The organism is Verrucosispora sp. WMMD1129 (assembly GCF_029581255.1).
GTDB classification, from domain to species: Bacteria; Actinomycetota; Actinomycetes; order Mycobacteriales; family Micromonosporaceae; genus Micromonospora; species Micromonospora sediminimaris.
The window spans coordinates 5,033,814-5,048,799 of record NZ_CP120741.1 but is presented as its reverse complement, the minus strand read 5'-3'; the positions used below and the strand labels follow the sequence as shown (position 1 = coordinate 5,048,799).

The following is a 14,986-nucleotide window of genomic DNA, read 5'->3' as shown; positions in this document are numbered from 1 at the left end:
GTCCCGCCCAGCTATCACCCACCGCCCAGCCCGCTGGCCCTGACCGGAACGGGTTACACCCCCGGGTGCTGCGGGGCGGGGAGGTCGGTCGGGCTAGGCCGACAGGGGCAGGTTGGTGGAGTGCAGGCAGCGCGCGTCGTCGGTGACCACCACGTGCTGGTGCGCGGGCAGCCGATCCAGCCATCCGATCCCGGCCACGCCCATGGCCACCGCCGCGGTGGCGTACGCGTCAGCCAGTCCGAGGTCGTGCCCGACCACGGTCACCGAGCGCAGCCCCCTGGCCGGCGCGCCCCGCCGGGGATCCTGCACGTGCGGGCCACGTTCGTAGACACCCGAGGTGGCGACCGCCAGGTCTGTCCCGGTGAGCGCCAGACAGACCGCCGACGGGTTCCACGGGTGCCGCACACCGATCCGCCACGGCAGCCCGGTCGAGGAGCGGCCCCGCACCCGGACGTCACCACCGGCGTTCAGGCAGTGGTTGTCGACACCCGCCGCGCGCAACCGGTCCGAGGCCACCTGGACCGCCCAGCCCTTGACGTACCCGGACGGGTCCAGCCGCCCGGTGGCGTACGCGTCGAAGAAGCCGTCGGTGGCGCCCCACAGGTCGGCGCAGCGTTCCAGCACCCGGCGCAGGTCGGCCGACGCCTCGGAGAGCAGCAGCTCGCCCCGGTCGAAGCGGCACACCTCGCTGTCCGGCCGGTACGTGCTGAACCTCGCGTCCACCTCGCGCAGCCAGGCGAACACTCCGTCGGCCAGCGCGGTCAGCTCGGTCGTGGACCGGTCGTCGGCGATGTCGAGGCTGACCGGGGTACCCATCACGTGTTCGACCCGACGCAGCCCGGGTCGGATCAAGGTGTCCACCCTCACCGCCTCTGGTCGATCGCGGCCTGCAAGGACCGCCGGTAGGCGTCGCTGGTCGCGGTCGCGCCCGAGATGGTGTCCAGGTCGGCGCTCTGCCGTTCCACAACCATCCCCACCGCGCCGCTGTACCGGCTGTCGACCTGGTCGCTGCGCCGGTCGGACTGGGCCGTCCCGCGCGGCAGCCGCTGCGCCGCGGCGTTGACGATCCGGTCGTCGACCACCGTGATGCGGACCTGCACGTCGCCGAACTCGTTGCTCACCACCGGCCCGACGAGCGTGCTGGCGGTGGGTGGCGCGGCGGCGGTGCCGGTCCGGGACGCGGCGGGCGTACCCGGTGCGCCGCTCGAACCGGACCGGCTCGCGCCGGAGGCGCTGCGCGTCGATTCGGGCGCGGTGCTGACCCGCGGCGTCGTCTCGTCCGAGCCGGCTGCTGGTGCCGGCCCCTCGGCGGCGGTGGGTGCCTCCTGGGCGGGTTGACCGGTGCCGGGTGCGGCCTTGAACACCACCAGCGCGGTGGTGCTGGCGGCCAGGCCGGTGATCGCGAGGAGCGCGCGACGCATGCGGTGGGCCCTCTCAGAGTTCGAAGGTGGCGAGGTGGATCTGACGGCGGCGGACGCCGGCCTGGCGGAGCACCTGGCGATACTGCTCGACCAGCCCGGGTGGGCCACACAGGTAGACGTCGCGACGAGCCACGTCCGGCACCAGCTGGCGCAGCCCGTCCGGGGTCATCACCTGCCGTGGGCCCGGGTCGTTGCGGGAGCCGACGACGTACCAGACCCGCAGACCGCGGTTGCGGACCAGCCAGTCCAACTCCTCCTGCAACAACACGTCGGCCGGGGTACGGGCCCGGTAGATCAGCGCGGCACCGGGCGGCAGTTCCTCCAGCATCGCCCGCAGCGGGGTGATGCCGCTGCCGGCGGCGATCAGCAGCGCGCGCTCGCGGGTGCGGTGGGCCGCCGTGCAGGTGCCTGACGGGCCGACCGCCCAGACCCGTACGCCTGGGTCGAGGTTGCGCAGATCCTGGGTGTGCCGACCGACCACCTTGACGGTCAGTCGCAGCCAGCGGTCGTTCGCGGCGGCGGAGACCGAGAACGGGTGCGACTGCCACCAGCAGCCCCGGGTCAGGAAACGCCAGCGGAAGAACTGCCCACCCAGCAGCTCCAGCCGGTCGAGGCCCGACCCGGTCAGGTAGAGCGAGACGGCGTCGGGGCTTTCGGTGACCACGTCACTGACCCGTAGCCGGTGCCGCAGGTTGAACCGCAGCGGGTTGATCACCCGACCCCACAGCCACGCGGCGACCACCAGCACGTACAGGGCGATCCATCCGGTACGCGCCGGGCCGGGCCGGAACAGCTGGCTGCCGTTGCTGAACTGGTGGGCGAAGCCGAGCAGCAGCACGGCGTACGCGGCCAGGTGGGTGGCGTGCCACAGCTCGTACGGCAGCACCCGGCGTGCCGCCCGCACGCTTACCAACCCGACCAGCACCAGCAGGCCGGCAGCAGCGAACGCGGAGACCATGTCCTGGTACTCGCGCAGCATCACGCCGGCCTGGCCGAGCAGCGAGCGACCTTCCAGCCCGGCGTAGCCGACCAGGATCAGCGCCGTGTGGGCGAGCACCGCGACCAGCAGCGTGGCAGCGACGTCGCGGTGCCAGCGGGCGATCCGCTCGCCGGCCCACCGTTCGAGCACCGGCAGGCGGCTCATCATCAGCACCTGGACCAGCAGCAGGTAGCCGGCGAGCAGCCCGGTGATCTGCCCGGCGGCGGTGGTGATCGCGGTGGCACCGGTCAACGAGCCGGCCGGGGTGTCCCGCCACCACGGCAGCACGCTGGCCACCAGACCGCCCAGGAACAGCACGACAAGCAGCCGCCGGCCATTGGCGCCGCGCCGTGGCACGGCCGCCGGTGGGGCGGACGCGCCCGACCCCGGCCGGGCCGGCCGGGGACTGACGTACGGGCGGGGGTAGGTCGTCACGCCCGGCCGCCGCACTCGTCGAGCTGATCGGCCATGCACCGTTTCCGATTCCTGCCGGGCGTCGACCCTGGACGTGACCGGTCTGCCGTGGTGCGACGCCTGCTGCTGAGGGTTTGCCCCGGGAAGGTAGTCACCGGGCCGACACCCGACAAGGCCGGTCGACGGCCCCAGGCCGGGGCACTTAAGGCGGCGCTCATCGCGAGCCGGCGTCGGGCGGTTACCGGCCAATCGGGTACGCACGTCACAAGCAGGGCCTTCGCTCGCCTGCCGTTGCCCGGCGGGCGACAATCCCCCAACCGGTACCCTCGCCGCGCCGCCCCGCCGCGCAGGAGAAATTTAAGGCTCGGATAAGGGGTCGCTCAGCTGTCGCCCGGCGGCGCTCCCGAGCCGTGGGCGCCAAAGTAGCAACAGGAAGAGCGCGTGAGCCCTCTCCGCAGCGGGTATTCCGTCGCACCGTTGCTGAACGCGTGAGGGGAAGGCACATGCTCAGCAAAGAGGATCAACGCAGATTTGAGCAGATCACCCGCCACCTACGGGAGAGTGATCCGGCGTTCTTCGCCCGGCTCGACCACCGTGCCCGGGGCCGTCACGGCCGCTGGCTGCTGCTGTTGACCGTCGTGCTCTGGGCGGCGCTGCCGGCGACCACCGTACTCGCCGGCCGGCTGGCCGGGGCGATCTTCGCGGTGGTGCTGTTGACCAACGCGGCGCTGATGTGGCGGTTCCGTCAACGTTGGCTGTGACCGGGCCGGTCGGGGTGGCTCACTGCTCGCCGAGCTGGCGGTAGGCGTGGCGCAGACGTTCGACGAGTCCGGGCCCGCCGATGGCCGGCGCGGGCGCGCCCAGTTGGCGCAGCAACAGGTCCGGCCGGGCGGTCAGGCTCGGCGGCCGGTCCGGCAGCGGCACGGGCGGCAACCAGAACCGGTCGACCGCCTCGGCCAGCGGCGTGACGGGCAGGTCGGCCAGGGCCCGGACGGCCCCGGCCGCGGGCATGGTCACCTCGTGGTCGCCGGGCCAGCCGGTGTCCGCCGCCCTGGTGCCCGACGGGGCCGAGGTAGCACTGTGGCCGGTCGGGTTCGTCGGTGCCGGCACGTCCCGCCGCGCCGGTTCGTCGGCGCGCCCCGCCGCTTCGCCGCCGCCGGGCCGCCGGCTCGTCGAGGCGTCGGTGGCCGATGCACCTGCGCGCAGCTGCCGTAGCCGGGCGAGCAGGTCCGCCCGGCTACGCCCGCGCCAGTGCAGCAGGGTGAACGGGTCCGCGTCGAACGCCTCGGCGAGCAGATAGAAGGTCGCCGCGAGGTGTTTGCAGGGCACTGCGACGTCCGGACACGAACACCGCTGGTCCAGTTCGCTGATCGCCGCCGGAAACAGCGGCGCCTCGGCCGCGGCGAACAGCTCCTCCATCTCGGCCGGCAGGTCGCCGGCGAGCAGCCGGGCGCTGAAGAACGCCTGGGCGGCGAGTTCCGCCTCGATCCGGGCCCACAGCCGGGCCGGAAAGGGCGGGAGTGCGACGCTTACCTGGTACGGCCGGGCCCGGGAGCCCTGCACCACCGCGGTAACCACGCCTGGCGCGACGTCGAGGCGGAGCACCTGCCCGGCGCGGGCGTACGATCGGCCCCGGGTCAGCCGGGTGCCGAGCGCGAACGACTCCAGCACCTCCAGGAACCGGCGGGACCACCAGGAGACGCCGATCGCGCCCCGGGTGCTGCGGGCCCGCAGACCGCCGTCGACCCGGCGCGGCGGGCCGTAGTCGGCGAACCTGCCGCCGTCGTCGGCCCTCACTCGACCACCGCCCCCGCCTCCAGCGTGAACAACTCCCGTAGCTGAGCGGTGGACAGCTCGGTCACCCACTGCTCGCCGGTGCCGACCACCGAGGCGGCCAGGCCACGCTTGTCGGCGATCAACGCAGCGACCTTCTCCTCCACCGTGCCGGCGCAGACGAACTTACGGACCTGCACCCGGCGCCGCTGTCCGATCCGGAACGCCCGGTCGGTGGCCTGGTCCTCGACCGCCGGGTTCCACCACCGGTCGACGTGCACCACGTGATTGGCGGCGGTAAGCGTCAGTCCGGTGCCGCCGGCCTTGAGCGAGAGGACGAACAGCGCCGGTCCGCCGTCGGACTGGAAGCGGGTCACCATCGCATCCCGGTCGGCCTTACCGACCCCGCCGTGCAGGAAGAGCACCTCCCGGCCGAACCGGGCCGACAGGTGCCCGCGCAGCATCCCGCCGAACTCCGCGTACTGGGTGAACAGCAGGGCCTTCTCCCCCGCCGCGAGGACCTCGTCGAGGATCTCCTCCAGCCGGGCCAGCTTGCCCGACCGTCCGTCCAGGGAGGAGCCGTCGCGGAGCAGCTGCGCGGGGTGGTTGCAGACCTGCTTGAGCCGGGTCATGGTGGCCAGCACCAGCCCGCGCCGCTCGATGCCGTCGCTGGATTCGATCCGGGCGAGCATGTCGTCGACGACCACCCGGTACAGCGCCGCCTGCTCGGCGGTGAGGTTGCAGACGACCTCCATCTCCAGTTTCTCGGGCAGGTCCGAGATGATCGACGAGTCGGTCTTGAGCCGGCGCAACACGAACGGACCGGTGATTCGGCGCAGCCGTTCGGCGGCCTCGGTGTCCCCGTGCCGTTCGATCGGTTCGGCGAACCGCTTGCGGAACGTCGCCGCCGGGCCGAGCAGGCCCGGGTTGGCGAACTGCATGATGGACCAGAGGTCCGCCAGCCGGTTTTCCACCGGGGTGCCGGTGACCGCGATGCGGTGCCGGGCGGGCAGTGCGCGTACCGCCTCGGCCTGCCGGGTGGCGGCGTTCTTGATGGCCTGCGCCTCGTCGACGACCACCCGGTGCCAGTCGACGCCGGCCAACTCCGCGGCATCCCGGGCAGCCACCGAATACGTGGTGAGGACCAGGTCCGCGGCGTGCACGGTGGCGGTGAACTCCGCGCCGCGAGCCCGCTGCGCGCCGTGATGCACGTGTACGCGCTTGTCCGGGGTGAACCGGGCGGCCTCCCGCTGCCAGTTGCCCACCAGCGACATCGGGCAGATCAGCAGAGTCGGACCGGCCTGCGGCGGGTCGGCGGCCAGCAGCGCCAGCAGCTGCACCGTCTTGCCCAGCCCCATGTCGTCGGCGAGCACCCCACCGAGCCCCAGCGACTGGAGAAACGCCAGCCAGGCCAGCCCTCGCCGCTGGTACGGCCGCAACGTGCCGTGGAAGGACGGCGGCTCGTCCAGCGGGGCGAGCCGGCGGTCCACGGCCCCGGCGAGCAGGTCACCGAGCGCGCCGTCGGCGCTCACCTCGAGCACCGGCAACGCGTCCGGTTGCTCGGCATCGGACAGACCGAGCCGCAGCAGGTCGGCCACGGTCAGCTCACCGCTGGCCCGCAGCAGGCGCAGGCCGGCGGCGAGTCGCTTCGGGTCCAGCTCGACCCAGCGCCCCCGCAGCCGTACCAGCGGGGTCTTCAGTTCCGCCAGCCGGGTCAACTCGTCGGAGGTCAACGGCTCGTCGCCGAGAGCCAGCTCCCAGCGGTAGTCGACCAGGGCGTCCAGTCCCACCCGGTCGGCCGGGCCGGTGACCGTGCCGGGCGCGCTGCGGGAGCTGGCCCGCAGCCGGGCGCCGAGCCGCGATGCGGGCCGTCGCCACCACGACGGCAGCAGCACCGTGAAGCCCGCCGCGTGCAGCGTCGGAGCGCCCTCGCGCAGGAACCGGTGCGCGCCCTCGGTGTCCAGCTCCAGCGCCTCCGGCCGGGCCGTACGCAGAGCCACGTCCAGTTCCGGCCACAGTCGGCTGGCCCGGCCGAGTTCGGCCAGCAGGATCTCCTGCGGATGGTCACCGGCCACGGTCTCGCCGTCGCCGCGCCACACCTGTCCGGCGTCGACGTGCAGGCCCGGCTCGTCGTTGGCGCGCAGTCCGAACTCGACCCGCCACCGGCCGGTGGTGGCGACCACGGCATCGGGGCCGGCCGGCACCACAGTCACCGGTTCGGTCAGCTCGTCGGCCGACGGCTCGACCAGCCGGAAGCTGGCCCGCACCGTGCCACCGGCGGCGTCGCGCTGCCACTGGTCCAGCTCGGAGCGGAGCGTGCGCAGCGCCGCTGCCTCGGCGGTGAACCCGCGCTGCGGTCCGGTCAACGCGCCCAGCCAGGCCGCCACGGCACCGTTCGGCCGCACCCCCCGGGACAGCGTCATCGGCGGCAGCGCGGCGCGCACGGCCGCGTCGGTGAGCGCGTCGAGCGCGTCGGCGACCAGCAGCCCGGGCACCTCGGCCGACGCGTCGGCGCGGCCCGACGCCCGGGTCGCGGACCCCCGCCCGGACAGCTGAGTCGCGGACGGCCGGCCCGGGTCGTCCGCAGGGCCACCTGTCGACGTCGTTCGCCGACGGTCGGCACCCGGTCGGGTCGCTCTGCCGGGCCCGGGTCGGCCGTCGGACGCCAGCCCGGGCAGGTCCGCCTCGACCACGGCCCGGGCGGCGGGGGGCAGGGCCAGCGCCAACGACCGGGCCCAGGCGGCGTCCGTGCCGGTCAGCAGCGGTCGCCACACCGCCCAGGCGTCGGATGCCCCGGTGGCCGAGAACGGATCGGTGGCCGCGAACGGATCGGCGAGGCTGGGCAGGACCCGGCCACGGGTGGCCAGGTCGGTGGCGAAATCGGCCAGTTCGGCCAGGTGTCGCAGGCTCGCGCCGGGTGCGGCGGCCAGCTTCTCGACGGTACGCAGCAGCGACAGCGCGGCGTCCGGGGCGTACGCCAGCACCGGAACCTGCCACCCGGCGAGGGTGACCGGACCACGGACCGGTGCCACGACGGTGGTGCGGACCAGTTCCGGTGAATCCAGCGGCGAGCCGGCGCGGGTGGGCAGGCGCAGCAGCGCGGTGCCGAGGTCGTCCGGTTCGGCGACGTCGGCCAGCAGTGCGACCAGTTCGGCGTGCCCGGCGGCGAACGGGTGTGGGCGGGCTCGCGGTGCCCGGCCGGGACGGCGCGGGGCCGCCGGTGGCAGGGTGCTGTCCTCGGCCCAGACCGCCAGCCCCCGGCCGGGCAGCCACATCCCATGGACGACCAGCACGCACTCCCCCTCGAACCGGGCGGGTTCGCGCCACACCGGCGGCGACCCGGGGCCAGGATAGGCGGCGCCGACCGGCTAGCGTCGGCGCCATGTGCGACCTCCTAGTGATCGGCGGCCTCGGCGTCGATGTGCGAGTGCGGGTGCCCCGGCTGCCGTTGCCGGTGGTCGACTCGGTCACCGTCGATCCGATCGAGTTGCGGGTCGGCAACACCGGCGCCGGGGTGGTCCTCGCCGCGCACGCGCTCGGGCTGCGGGTGACGGTGGTCGACACGGTGGGCGTGGATCCGGCCGGTGCCGTCGTGCGAGCCGCGCTGGCCCGTACCGGCGTGCGGGCGGTCCTGGCCGACGACCCGGCCGGCACCCGACGGTCGGTGAACCTGGTCGACCCCGGCGGGCGGCGGATGTCGCTGTACGACCCCCGGGCCTCGGACGGTCCGCCACCGTTCGCGGCGCCCCGGGTGGCGGAGCTGATCGAGGACGCCACCCACGTGCATCTGTCGATCATGGGATGGGTGCGGGAGTTGCTGCCCGACCTCGCTGACGTGCTCAGCGAGGGGGTGGGCGCCTCGACCGACCTGCACGACTGGGACGGGCACAACCCGTACCACCGCCGCTTCGCCGATGTGGCCGAGCTGGTGCTGGTCAGCGGTGCGGCGCTCGGCGACCGGGCGGCGGCCGTGGCCGGCGCGCTGGCACCGCGCCCGGTGCTGGTGACCCGGGGCGCGGACGGTGCCGATCTGCACCTGGGCCGGGACGTCCATCGGGTTCCGGCGGCCGTCCCGCCCGGTCCGGTGATCGACACCAACGGCGCCGGGGACGCCTTCGCGGCAGGGATCATCGCGGCCCGGTCCCGCGGCGCGACCTGGCTGGAGGCGGCCGGGTACGCGTCCCGGGTCGCCGCCGCGGCCTGCACCCACGACGGCATGGAGTACCCGCCGGGGCTGCTCCCCCGCGACTGACCGATCGGGGCGTACCGCTGCCGGGTGGTGCTTGACAGGCGCTTTGGTAAGTCGTAGCTTACCGTTCGTGGCCACTTACCAACCTGACGAGGGCTGGGACGCCCTCGGCGACCCCACCCGTCGCGCCATCGTCGCGTGCCTGGCGGAACAGCCACGTGCCGTCGGCGAACTCGCCCGGGAACTACCGATCAGCCGGCCCGCGGTCTCCCAGCACCTGAAGGTGCTCAAGGAAGCCGGACTGGTCGTCGACCAGCAGGCCGGCACCCGACGGGTCTACCGGCTCAACCCGGCCGGCGTGGCCGCCCTACGCGACCAACTCGACACGTTCTGGCGCCGCGCGCTGGACAGCTACCAGGACGTCGTCGACCAGACCACCGAGGAGGACTCATGACCCAGGCAGCGGATGTGGTGGTGCGCCGCCAGATCATCGTGAACGCGCCGATCGAACGGGCGTTCACCACGTTCACCGAACGCTTCGGCGACTTCAAGCCACGGGAACACAACCTGCTCGGTGTCGCGATCGCCGAGACCGTGTTCGAGCCGAGAGTCGGTGGCCACATCTACGACCGTGGCGTCGACGGCACCGAGTGCCGCTGGGCTCGGGTGCTCGCCTACGACCCACCGGATCGGGTCGTGTTCAGCTGGGACATCAACCCCAAGTGGCAGGTCGAGACCGAGCCCGACAACACCAGCGAGGTCGAGGTGCGGTTCGTCGCCGAAACCCCGCACCGCACCCGGGTGGAACTGGAACACCGCAACCTCGACCGGCACGGCCCCGGCTGGGAGTCCGTCCGGGACGGCGTCGCCGACGACGGAGGATGGCCGCTCTACCTTGACCGCTACGCCGCCCTGTGCGACGCGTCCGGCTGACGGCAGGATCATCCCGCTTCGCCCTGCGGGTCACCGACGGCCGGGGCAGGATGGGCGCATGGCATCCACGGTTGAGATCCCACTGGTGGGCGGCACGGCCGACGGCGAGCACGTCACCGTCGAACTGGACCCGAACGGCCGGCCCCCACTGACCCACCACCACCTGGGGCCACAAGGGCTGGCGGCAGCGGAGATCTACGAGTTGGAGTCCGTCGACACCGACCGCCAGCAGTGGCGCTACTGCTGGCGGGGGCCGGCGGTCTGACCCGGCCCCGCCACCGGTCAGGCGCCGACCTCGACCAGCGACCGGTTACGCAGGCTCTCCAGCACCGCCCGGGTGACCTGGGAGGTGCCTCTGGCCTCGTCACACACCCGCGCCACCCGCTGGGCGGTGACCTCGGCCCGCTGCTCGCGCTCATCCCACAACTGGTCCACCTCGGCCAACAGGGGGCCCTCCACCTCACGCTCCACACCCCGCAACGCCGGCACCCCCAGTCGCTGGGCGAGGTCGAAGACCTTGCCGGCGTACGGCAGGGGCAGAAACGGCGTACCCATCATCGCGGCGAAGATCAGGAAGTGCAGGCGCATACCGACCGCCAGGTCGAAGTGACGCATCAACCCGAGGATCTGCTGCGGTGAGTAGGTGCCGTGCAGGATCCGCCCCCGCTCTGCGGCGATCATGTGCGACAGCACCCCGTGCGAGTGCCGGATGTCGTCGCGTTCCATCGGCACGAACAGCACGTGCGCGTCGATCCGGTGCACCAGGAAGTCACCGATCTGTGCCAGCAGCCGGTGGTATCCGTCCACGTCCAGCCGCTCCGCTGCCCGGCCCGGCTCCCGCACGCTCATGCCGACCAGCCGTTTGCCGGCCGGCACGCCCTCCTCCCGGAGGAACTGCGCGGGAAAGTCCTCCGGTTCCAGCAGGAACGCCGGATCGCCGGTCACGGTGATCGGATTGAGCAGGCCGGCCTCCTCCAGCACCATCCGCGACTCCTGGTCGCGTACGGTCACCTGGACGGCACCGGCCAACGTCTCCCGGACCATGCCGGTGTCCACCATCTCGTTGAGCGGCCCGACGCCGACGGCGTACGTCAGCAGGGGCAGACCCCGCTCCTGCGCCACCCGGACCACCCGCAGGTAGCGGCGGGCCTCCTTGTCGTAGAGGATGCCGCCGCCGCCCAGGATGAGCAGGTCGAGTTGAGACAGTACGAGAGCGGAGTCGGTCCGGCTGACCCCCTCCCACGGCACCGCCTCCACGTCCGGATGGGCGACCGCGGTGTGTGCGGGATTCCGCGAGAACACGATGATCCGGGCGTGTGGCTCCTGCTGCCGCAGATCGGTCAGCAGACCGGTGAGGATCGCCTCGTCGCCCAGGTTGCGCCCGCCGTACGAGCCGAGCACGCCGATGGTCAGTCCGGCACGCGTCATCCGTCGCTCCTCCCCAGGTGCGTCCGCTCGGACGTTTCCCCGCTGCGCTGGTGAACAGTCCTCGCCGGTGGGCCGGGTGCCAGGCCGGCGGGAAACGGGTTGCCGGTACGGGTGCCCGACCGGCAGCGTGCACGACATGCAGGCGCAGACACGAAATCGGCTACGGTGGGCCCAGTTGCCCCCTGATGTCCGATCCGCCGTGGAGGAGATCCTCGGCGACCGGGTGATCGAAGCGGTGTCGCAGCCCGGCGGATACTCGCCCGGCACCGCCGACCGGGTACGCACCGCCAGCGGCCGTCGCGCCTTTGTCAAGGCGGCCAGCCCGGCCCAGAACCCGGACACCCCGGACATGCACCGGGCCGAGGCGCGGATCACTGCCGCTCTGCCCGCGTACGCCCCGACGCCCCGGTTGCTCGGCTGCCACGACGACGGCCACTGGGTGGCACTGGTGCTCACCGACGTCGACGGGCGGCACCCGGTCACCCCGTGGCGCGCCGAGGAACTCGACGCGGTGCTTGACGCCCTGGAACGGATGTCGACGGCGCTCACGCCCAGCCCGGTGGCGGAGGTGCCGGCCATCGCCGAGCGGCTGGCCGACGAATTCGCCGGCTGGCGGCGAATAGTCGACGACCCGCCGCCGGAGTTGAACGCCTGGGCCCGGACGCATCTCCACGACCTCTGCTCCTGGGCGGACCACGGCCTCGCCTCGCTGGCTGGCGACACCCTGTGCCACGTGGATATCCGCGCGGACAACCTGCTCGTCGACCCGGCCGGCCGCGTCACAGTGGTCGACTGGCCCTGGGCGGCGCGCGGCCCGAACTGGCTGGACACCGCGATGCTGCTGCTCGACGTACGCCTCCAGGGCGGGCACGACACCGAGGCGCTGATCCGTCGGCTTCCGCTCACCGCCGCAGCCGACCCGGACGCGGTGACCGGTCTCTACGCCGGCCTAGCCGGCTTCTTCACCGACCGGGCGCGCCTGCCAGCGCCGCCGGGCATCCCCACCCTCCGGGCGTTCCAGCAGGCCCAGGCCGAAGTCCTGCTCACCTGGCTGGCCGAACGCGTCGCCACCTGACCCGCCCCGCCCGCGCCGCAGCCCGCCGCCCCGCACCACACCGCCGCACCGCACCGCCGCCGCGCCTGATCGCTGGAGGCAGCAAGATCCCCGAAACTGCTGCCTCCAGCCGCGGCGACCCAGCAACATCCCCGAAACTGCTGCCCCGGAGCAGCGGTGGCCCCGCGACAATCCCGACGTTGCTCCCCTCCCAGCGGCGGAGGAGCCCCGCGAACCTCCGGCGACCTCCTTGGGGGTGGCGGGGCCGGGTTTCAGGTGGGCGGGGTGGACACGTGGGTGAGGAAGGGCAGGACCACCGTGGGCAGGGCCGGTGAGTCGACGATGTCGTAGTGGGTGAGCCCCGGGAGGACGGCCAGCCGGGCGGCCGGACGACCGGTGCCGTCCCACCCGGCGTCCCGATGGCCGCCACCGAGCAGGCCGAAGAACTCCACCATGTGCGCCGGGCGAACCGAGTCGGCGTCGGCGAAGACCAGCATCGTCGGCGTGGTGATCGCCGCGACCTCCGATGACCAGTCGTAGTCGCGGCGCAGCAGTTCACCGGTCCGGACCCAGAGTCGTGGCCAGTCCTGCGGGCGGGGCGCGACGCGCCGGTAGAGCTGCTCGGGCGGGGTGCCGCGCATCCGCTCGGCGGCCGCCTCGTCGGGCTCGGGCATGCCGGCGAGTACCTCGGGAAACCAGCCCTGCCGCCGACATGGCGCGGAGACCACCACCAGGCGGCGGAGCAGTTGCCGGTGCTGCACTGCCAACCGCAGGGCGACTCCACCGCCGAGGGAGAAGCCGAGCACCTCGGCCTCGGCCAGACCAAGGTGAACGATCAGCGCAGCCACGTCGTCGGCCATCGACTCGTACCGCAGCGGGCGGCCGGGGTCGGCGGTGCGGCCATGGCCCGGCAGATCGACGCTGACCACCAGGCGGCGCCGCGCGAACGCCGGTCGGATCGCGGCGAAGGTCTCCGCCGTGCCGAACCCGCCATGCAGCAGCACCAGCGGGCGACCTTCGCCCTCCGTCTCGTACCAGAATCGAACGCCGTCGAGCTGCGCGTAGCTCATGCTGTTCCTTCCCGGCTCCGACGCGGGACCGCTGCCGCCCGCCGGATGCCGAGCCGCCGGTGCCGGGAGCACGACACCGATACGATCAGCGAGTCTCGATGCCCGCAGTAGGTACCCGCCCCGGGTGAGGTGAGGTGCGGTGGCCGTTGTCGTCGACCTGCTCAACATCACGATCATCCTGCATGGGCTGCTGAAGCTGACCGCCATCACGAACGCGACCCGCTGGATCAGCGAACGGGGCCGGGACTACCGACTCGCGTACGACCGGATGCCACCCGCCGACGACGCGGCCAAGCTACGCCTGCTGGTCGAGTGCGGCGGCACCTTCTTCCCGTTCGGCGCGAAAGATCACCGGATCCGGCGGCGATACCTACGTTGGCAGCGACGGTCCCGGCGGTGGCGGGCGGCAGCCGTCGCGTTGCGGATCTGGGCCACGGTCTGTTTCACCGCGCCCGGGCTGGTCGCGCTTACCGTCTTCGGCACAGCCGGTCCCGCCTTCTTCCTACCCCGGCCACCCGGCTCCCGCTGGCTCACTCTCGGCGCCGCACTTGTCGCCGCCGCCATCGTCATCGCGATCTTCTTCGAGGCGCTGACCTGGTATCTGACCGTACGCGGCTACGCCCGCCGGTTCCTCACCACGGGCTTCCACCGGACCCGGGTCGACTCGACCGGAGAGAACCTCGCGGAACTGCGGGTCTACATCTACCTCGCGGCGTCGATGGTGTTGGCCAACTCCATGCTCTGCCTGACGGCGGCCGTCTCCTTCGGCTCCTACCGCTACCTCGACGGCAACGAGGTCGGCTACGGTCCCAGTGCCGTTGCCGCAGCCTGCCTGCACACCGCGTCGAGCATGTCCTTCCTGGGAGAGTCACCCTTCACCACCCACAACTCGGTGGGCAGCCTGATCGGCGTACTCGACCTCGGGTCGGGCGTGATGCTGATCCTGTTCGGGCTGACCCTGCTGCCGGCGATGCTCAACCTGAACGGACGAGACGAGTAGGTGGTGCGTGGTGGGCGCGGCAGGTTTCGAACCTGCGACCCCTCGCTTGTAAGTTCTGGGCGCTGTGTCCGGCGGCGTATGCCGACGTCTGCCACCTCGGGCGCTCGTCTGCGTGCCACCGTCGGCGGTTGTCGTGGTCCCGGCTCGTTGCTGTCGGCGCTGCTGTCACCAGCCCCGAGCACACGGTTTAGGAAGGGTTGAGCGGCAATCTGCGGACCGGTAGCTCTACCAGGCACAAAAGGTCGGGCAGAGGGAAGCGAGAGCTTGATCGTTCCGCGCCTGTTCCGGATCGCACGATCCGGCATCGCTCTGTTGAGCCCGGCGAACTTGACCTTTGAGTAGCGAGACGCACACTATGCGTGCTGGTTACCTGAGGTACTGCTGGTCTTGACGGGAATCTGACTCGATTCATCGCCCAACCCAAGCGAGGCCGCCCCGCGCCCCCGCTAGAGTTGCATGCTATGCCGCGAGGGCCCTGGACAACCACTCAAAGTCGGACAGTCTATTCAACGCCCCGTTTCAAGGTTCACCGAGACGAGGTGACTCGCCCGGATGGAACTCCTGGGCAGTACGACTGGATCCATACTACTGATCAAGTTCGAGTTGCCGTAATTACGGAAGACCAATTGTTGCTGGTAGAGCAATACCATTACCTAATCGGTCGCACCCTTCAACTTCCTGGAGGAAATATCGAGGACGGCGAGACTGCCGAAAATGCGGCTAAG

Annotated in this window: 14 protein-coding genes; 7 read left to right on the top strand and 7 right to left on the bottom strand. The window is 72.3% G+C overall.

Annotation, left to right across the window (positions count from 1 at the left end; genetic code table 11):
• Window positions 1–93: 93 nt before the first annotated feature.
• Genes O7624_RS23615 through O7624_RS23605 form a run of 3 tightly spaced genes read right to left on the bottom strand, consistent with a single transcriptional unit; the run spans window position 94 to window position 2,835 of the window.
• A complete protein-coding gene (locus tag O7624_RS23615; protein WP_282240734.1) occupies window positions 94–816 on the bottom strand; it encodes an FAD:protein FMN transferase in 723 nt (240 codons plus the stop codon).
• Between the two features lie 47 nt (window positions 817–863).
• Window positions 864–1,421, bottom strand: a complete 558-nt coding sequence (locus O7624_RS23610; protein ID WP_282237304.1) for an FMN-binding protein — start codon at window positions 1,419–1,421, stop codon at window positions 864–866.
• A 13-nt stretch (window positions 1,422–1,434) separates the two neighbouring features.
• Complete coding sequence (locus tag O7624_RS23605) at window positions 1,435–2,835, bottom strand: ferredoxin reductase family protein (protein ID WP_282237303.1); 1,401 nt, start codon at window positions 2,833–2,835, stop codon at window positions 1,435–1,437.
• 482 nt (window positions 2,836–3,317) lie between these two features.
• Between O7624_RS23605 and O7624_RS23600 the strand changes: the two genes are divergently transcribed.
• Entirely contained in the window at window positions 3,318–3,575 is a 258-nt protein-coding gene (locus O7624_RS23600) for a DUF3040 domain-containing protein (protein ID WP_093401288.1), read from the top strand.
• 19 nt (window positions 3,576–3,594) lie between these two features.
• Here O7624_RS23600 and O7624_RS23595 read toward each other — a convergent pair whose 3' ends face one another.
• Both O7624_RS23595 and O7624_RS23590 read right to left on the bottom strand, forming a co-directional pair.
• Window positions 3,595–4,611, bottom strand: coding sequence for an SWIM zinc finger family protein (locus O7624_RS23595; RefSeq protein WP_282237302.1), 1,017 nt, complete (start codon window positions 4,609–4,611; stop codon window positions 3,595–3,597).
• Window positions 4,608–7,880, bottom strand: coding sequence for a DEAD/DEAH box helicase (locus O7624_RS23590; RefSeq protein ID WP_282237301.1), 3,273 nt, complete (start codon window positions 7,878–7,880; stop codon window positions 4,608–4,610). Before O7624_RS23590 ends, O7624_RS23595 begins: the two co-directional genes overlap by 4 nt.
• An 89-nt stretch (window positions 7,881–7,969) precedes the next feature.
• Between O7624_RS23590 and O7624_RS23585 the strand changes: the two genes are divergently transcribed.
• The 4 genes from O7624_RS23585 to O7624_RS23570 all read left to right on the top strand — a co-directional run bounded on the left by O7624_RS23585 (window position 7,970) and on the right by O7624_RS23570 (window position 9,974).
• The gene (locus O7624_RS23585) at window positions 7,970–8,839 is read left to right on the top strand and encodes a carbohydrate kinase family protein (RefSeq protein WP_282237300.1); all 870 of its coding nucleotides are present in this window, start codon (window positions 7,970–7,972) and stop codon (window positions 8,837–8,839) included.
• Window positions 8,840–8,906: 67 nt separating this feature from the next.
• Window positions 8,907–9,230 carry a metalloregulator ArsR/SmtB family transcription factor gene (locus O7624_RS23580; RefSeq protein WP_282237299.1) on the top strand — a complete coding sequence of 108 codons (324 nt, stop codon included), beginning with the start codon at window positions 8,907–8,909 and terminating at the stop codon, window positions 9,228–9,230.
• On the top strand, window positions 9,227–9,709 hold the full coding sequence (locus tag O7624_RS23575; RefSeq protein ID WP_282237298.1) for an SRPBCC family protein: 483 nt from the start codon (window positions 9,227–9,229) through the stop codon (window positions 9,707–9,709). The genes O7624_RS23580 and O7624_RS23575 overlap by 4 nt, the downstream gene beginning before the upstream one ends.
• Window positions 9,710–9,767: 58 nt before the next feature.
• Window positions 9,768–9,974: a hypothetical protein gene (locus O7624_RS23570; protein WP_093401294.1), complete on the top strand. Its 207-nt coding sequence runs from the start codon at window positions 9,768–9,770 to the stop codon at window positions 9,972–9,974.
• Window positions 9,975–9,991: 17 nt separating this feature from the next.
• Here the strand turns inward: O7624_RS23570 and O7624_RS23565 are convergent, their stop codons facing one another.
• Window positions 9,992–11,137, bottom strand: coding sequence for a polysaccharide pyruvyl transferase family protein (locus tag O7624_RS23565; RefSeq protein WP_093401295.1), 1,146 nt, complete (start codon window positions 11,135–11,137; stop codon window positions 9,992–9,994).
• A gap of 136 nt (window positions 11,138–11,273) precedes the next feature.
• Between O7624_RS23565 and O7624_RS23560 the strand changes: the two genes are divergently transcribed.
• Complete coding sequence (locus O7624_RS23560) at window positions 11,274–12,212, top strand: phosphotransferase (protein WP_282237297.1); 939 nt, start codon at window positions 11,274–11,276, stop codon at window positions 12,210–12,212.
• A gap of 251 nt (window positions 12,213–12,463) precedes the next feature.
• Here the strand turns inward: O7624_RS23560 and O7624_RS23555 are convergent, their stop codons facing one another.
• Window positions 12,464–13,261: an alpha/beta hydrolase gene (locus O7624_RS23555; protein ID WP_093401297.1), complete on the bottom strand. Its 798-nt coding sequence runs from the start codon at window positions 13,259–13,261 to the stop codon at window positions 12,464–12,466.
• Window positions 13,262–13,400: 139 nt separating this feature from the next.
• Here O7624_RS23555 and O7624_RS23550 point away from each other — a divergent pair, with 139 nt between their 5' ends.
• Entirely contained in the window at window positions 13,401–14,261 is an 861-nt protein-coding gene (locus tag O7624_RS23550; protein WP_282237296.1) for a hypothetical protein, read from the top strand.
• Window positions 14,262–14,986: the final 725 nt, after the last annotated feature.

What these genes read in the sequence shown, in the direction of transcription:
- O7624_RS23615 (WP_282240734.1), bottom strand. Translation starts at nt 816, where the DNA reads ATGGGTACCCCGGTCAGCCTCGACATCGCCGACGACCGGTCCACGACC.
- O7624_RS23610 (WP_282237304.1), bottom strand. Translation starts at nt 1,421, where the DNA reads ATGCGTCGCGCGCTCCTCGCGATCACCGGCCTGGCCGCCAGCACCACC.
- O7624_RS23600 (WP_093401288.1), top strand. Translation starts at nt 3,318, where the DNA reads ATGCTCAGCAAAGAGGATCAACGCAGATTTGAGCAGATCACCCGCCAC.
- O7624_RS23585 (WP_282237300.1), top strand. Translation starts at nt 7,970, where the DNA reads ATGTGCGACCTCCTAGTGATCGGCGGCCTCGGCGTCGATGTGCGAGTG.
- O7624_RS23575 (WP_282237298.1), top strand. Translation starts at nt 9,227, where the DNA reads ATGACCCAGGCAGCGGATGTGGTGGTGCGCCGCCAGATCATCGTGAAC.
- O7624_RS23570 (WP_093401294.1), top strand. Translation starts at nt 9,768, where the DNA reads ATGGCATCCACGGTTGAGATCCCACTGGTGGGCGGCACGGCCGACGGC.
- O7624_RS23565 (WP_093401295.1), bottom strand. Translation starts at nt 11,137, where the DNA reads ATGACGCGTGCCGGACTGACCATCGGCGTGCTCGGCTCGTACGGCGGG.
- O7624_RS23560 (WP_282237297.1), top strand. Translation starts at nt 11,274, where the DNA reads ATGCAGGCGCAGACACGAAATCGGCTACGGTGGGCCCAGTTGCCCCCT.
- O7624_RS23555 (WP_093401297.1), bottom strand. Translation starts at nt 13,261, where the DNA reads ATGAGCTACGCGCAGCTCGACGGCGTTCGATTCTGGTACGAGACGGAG.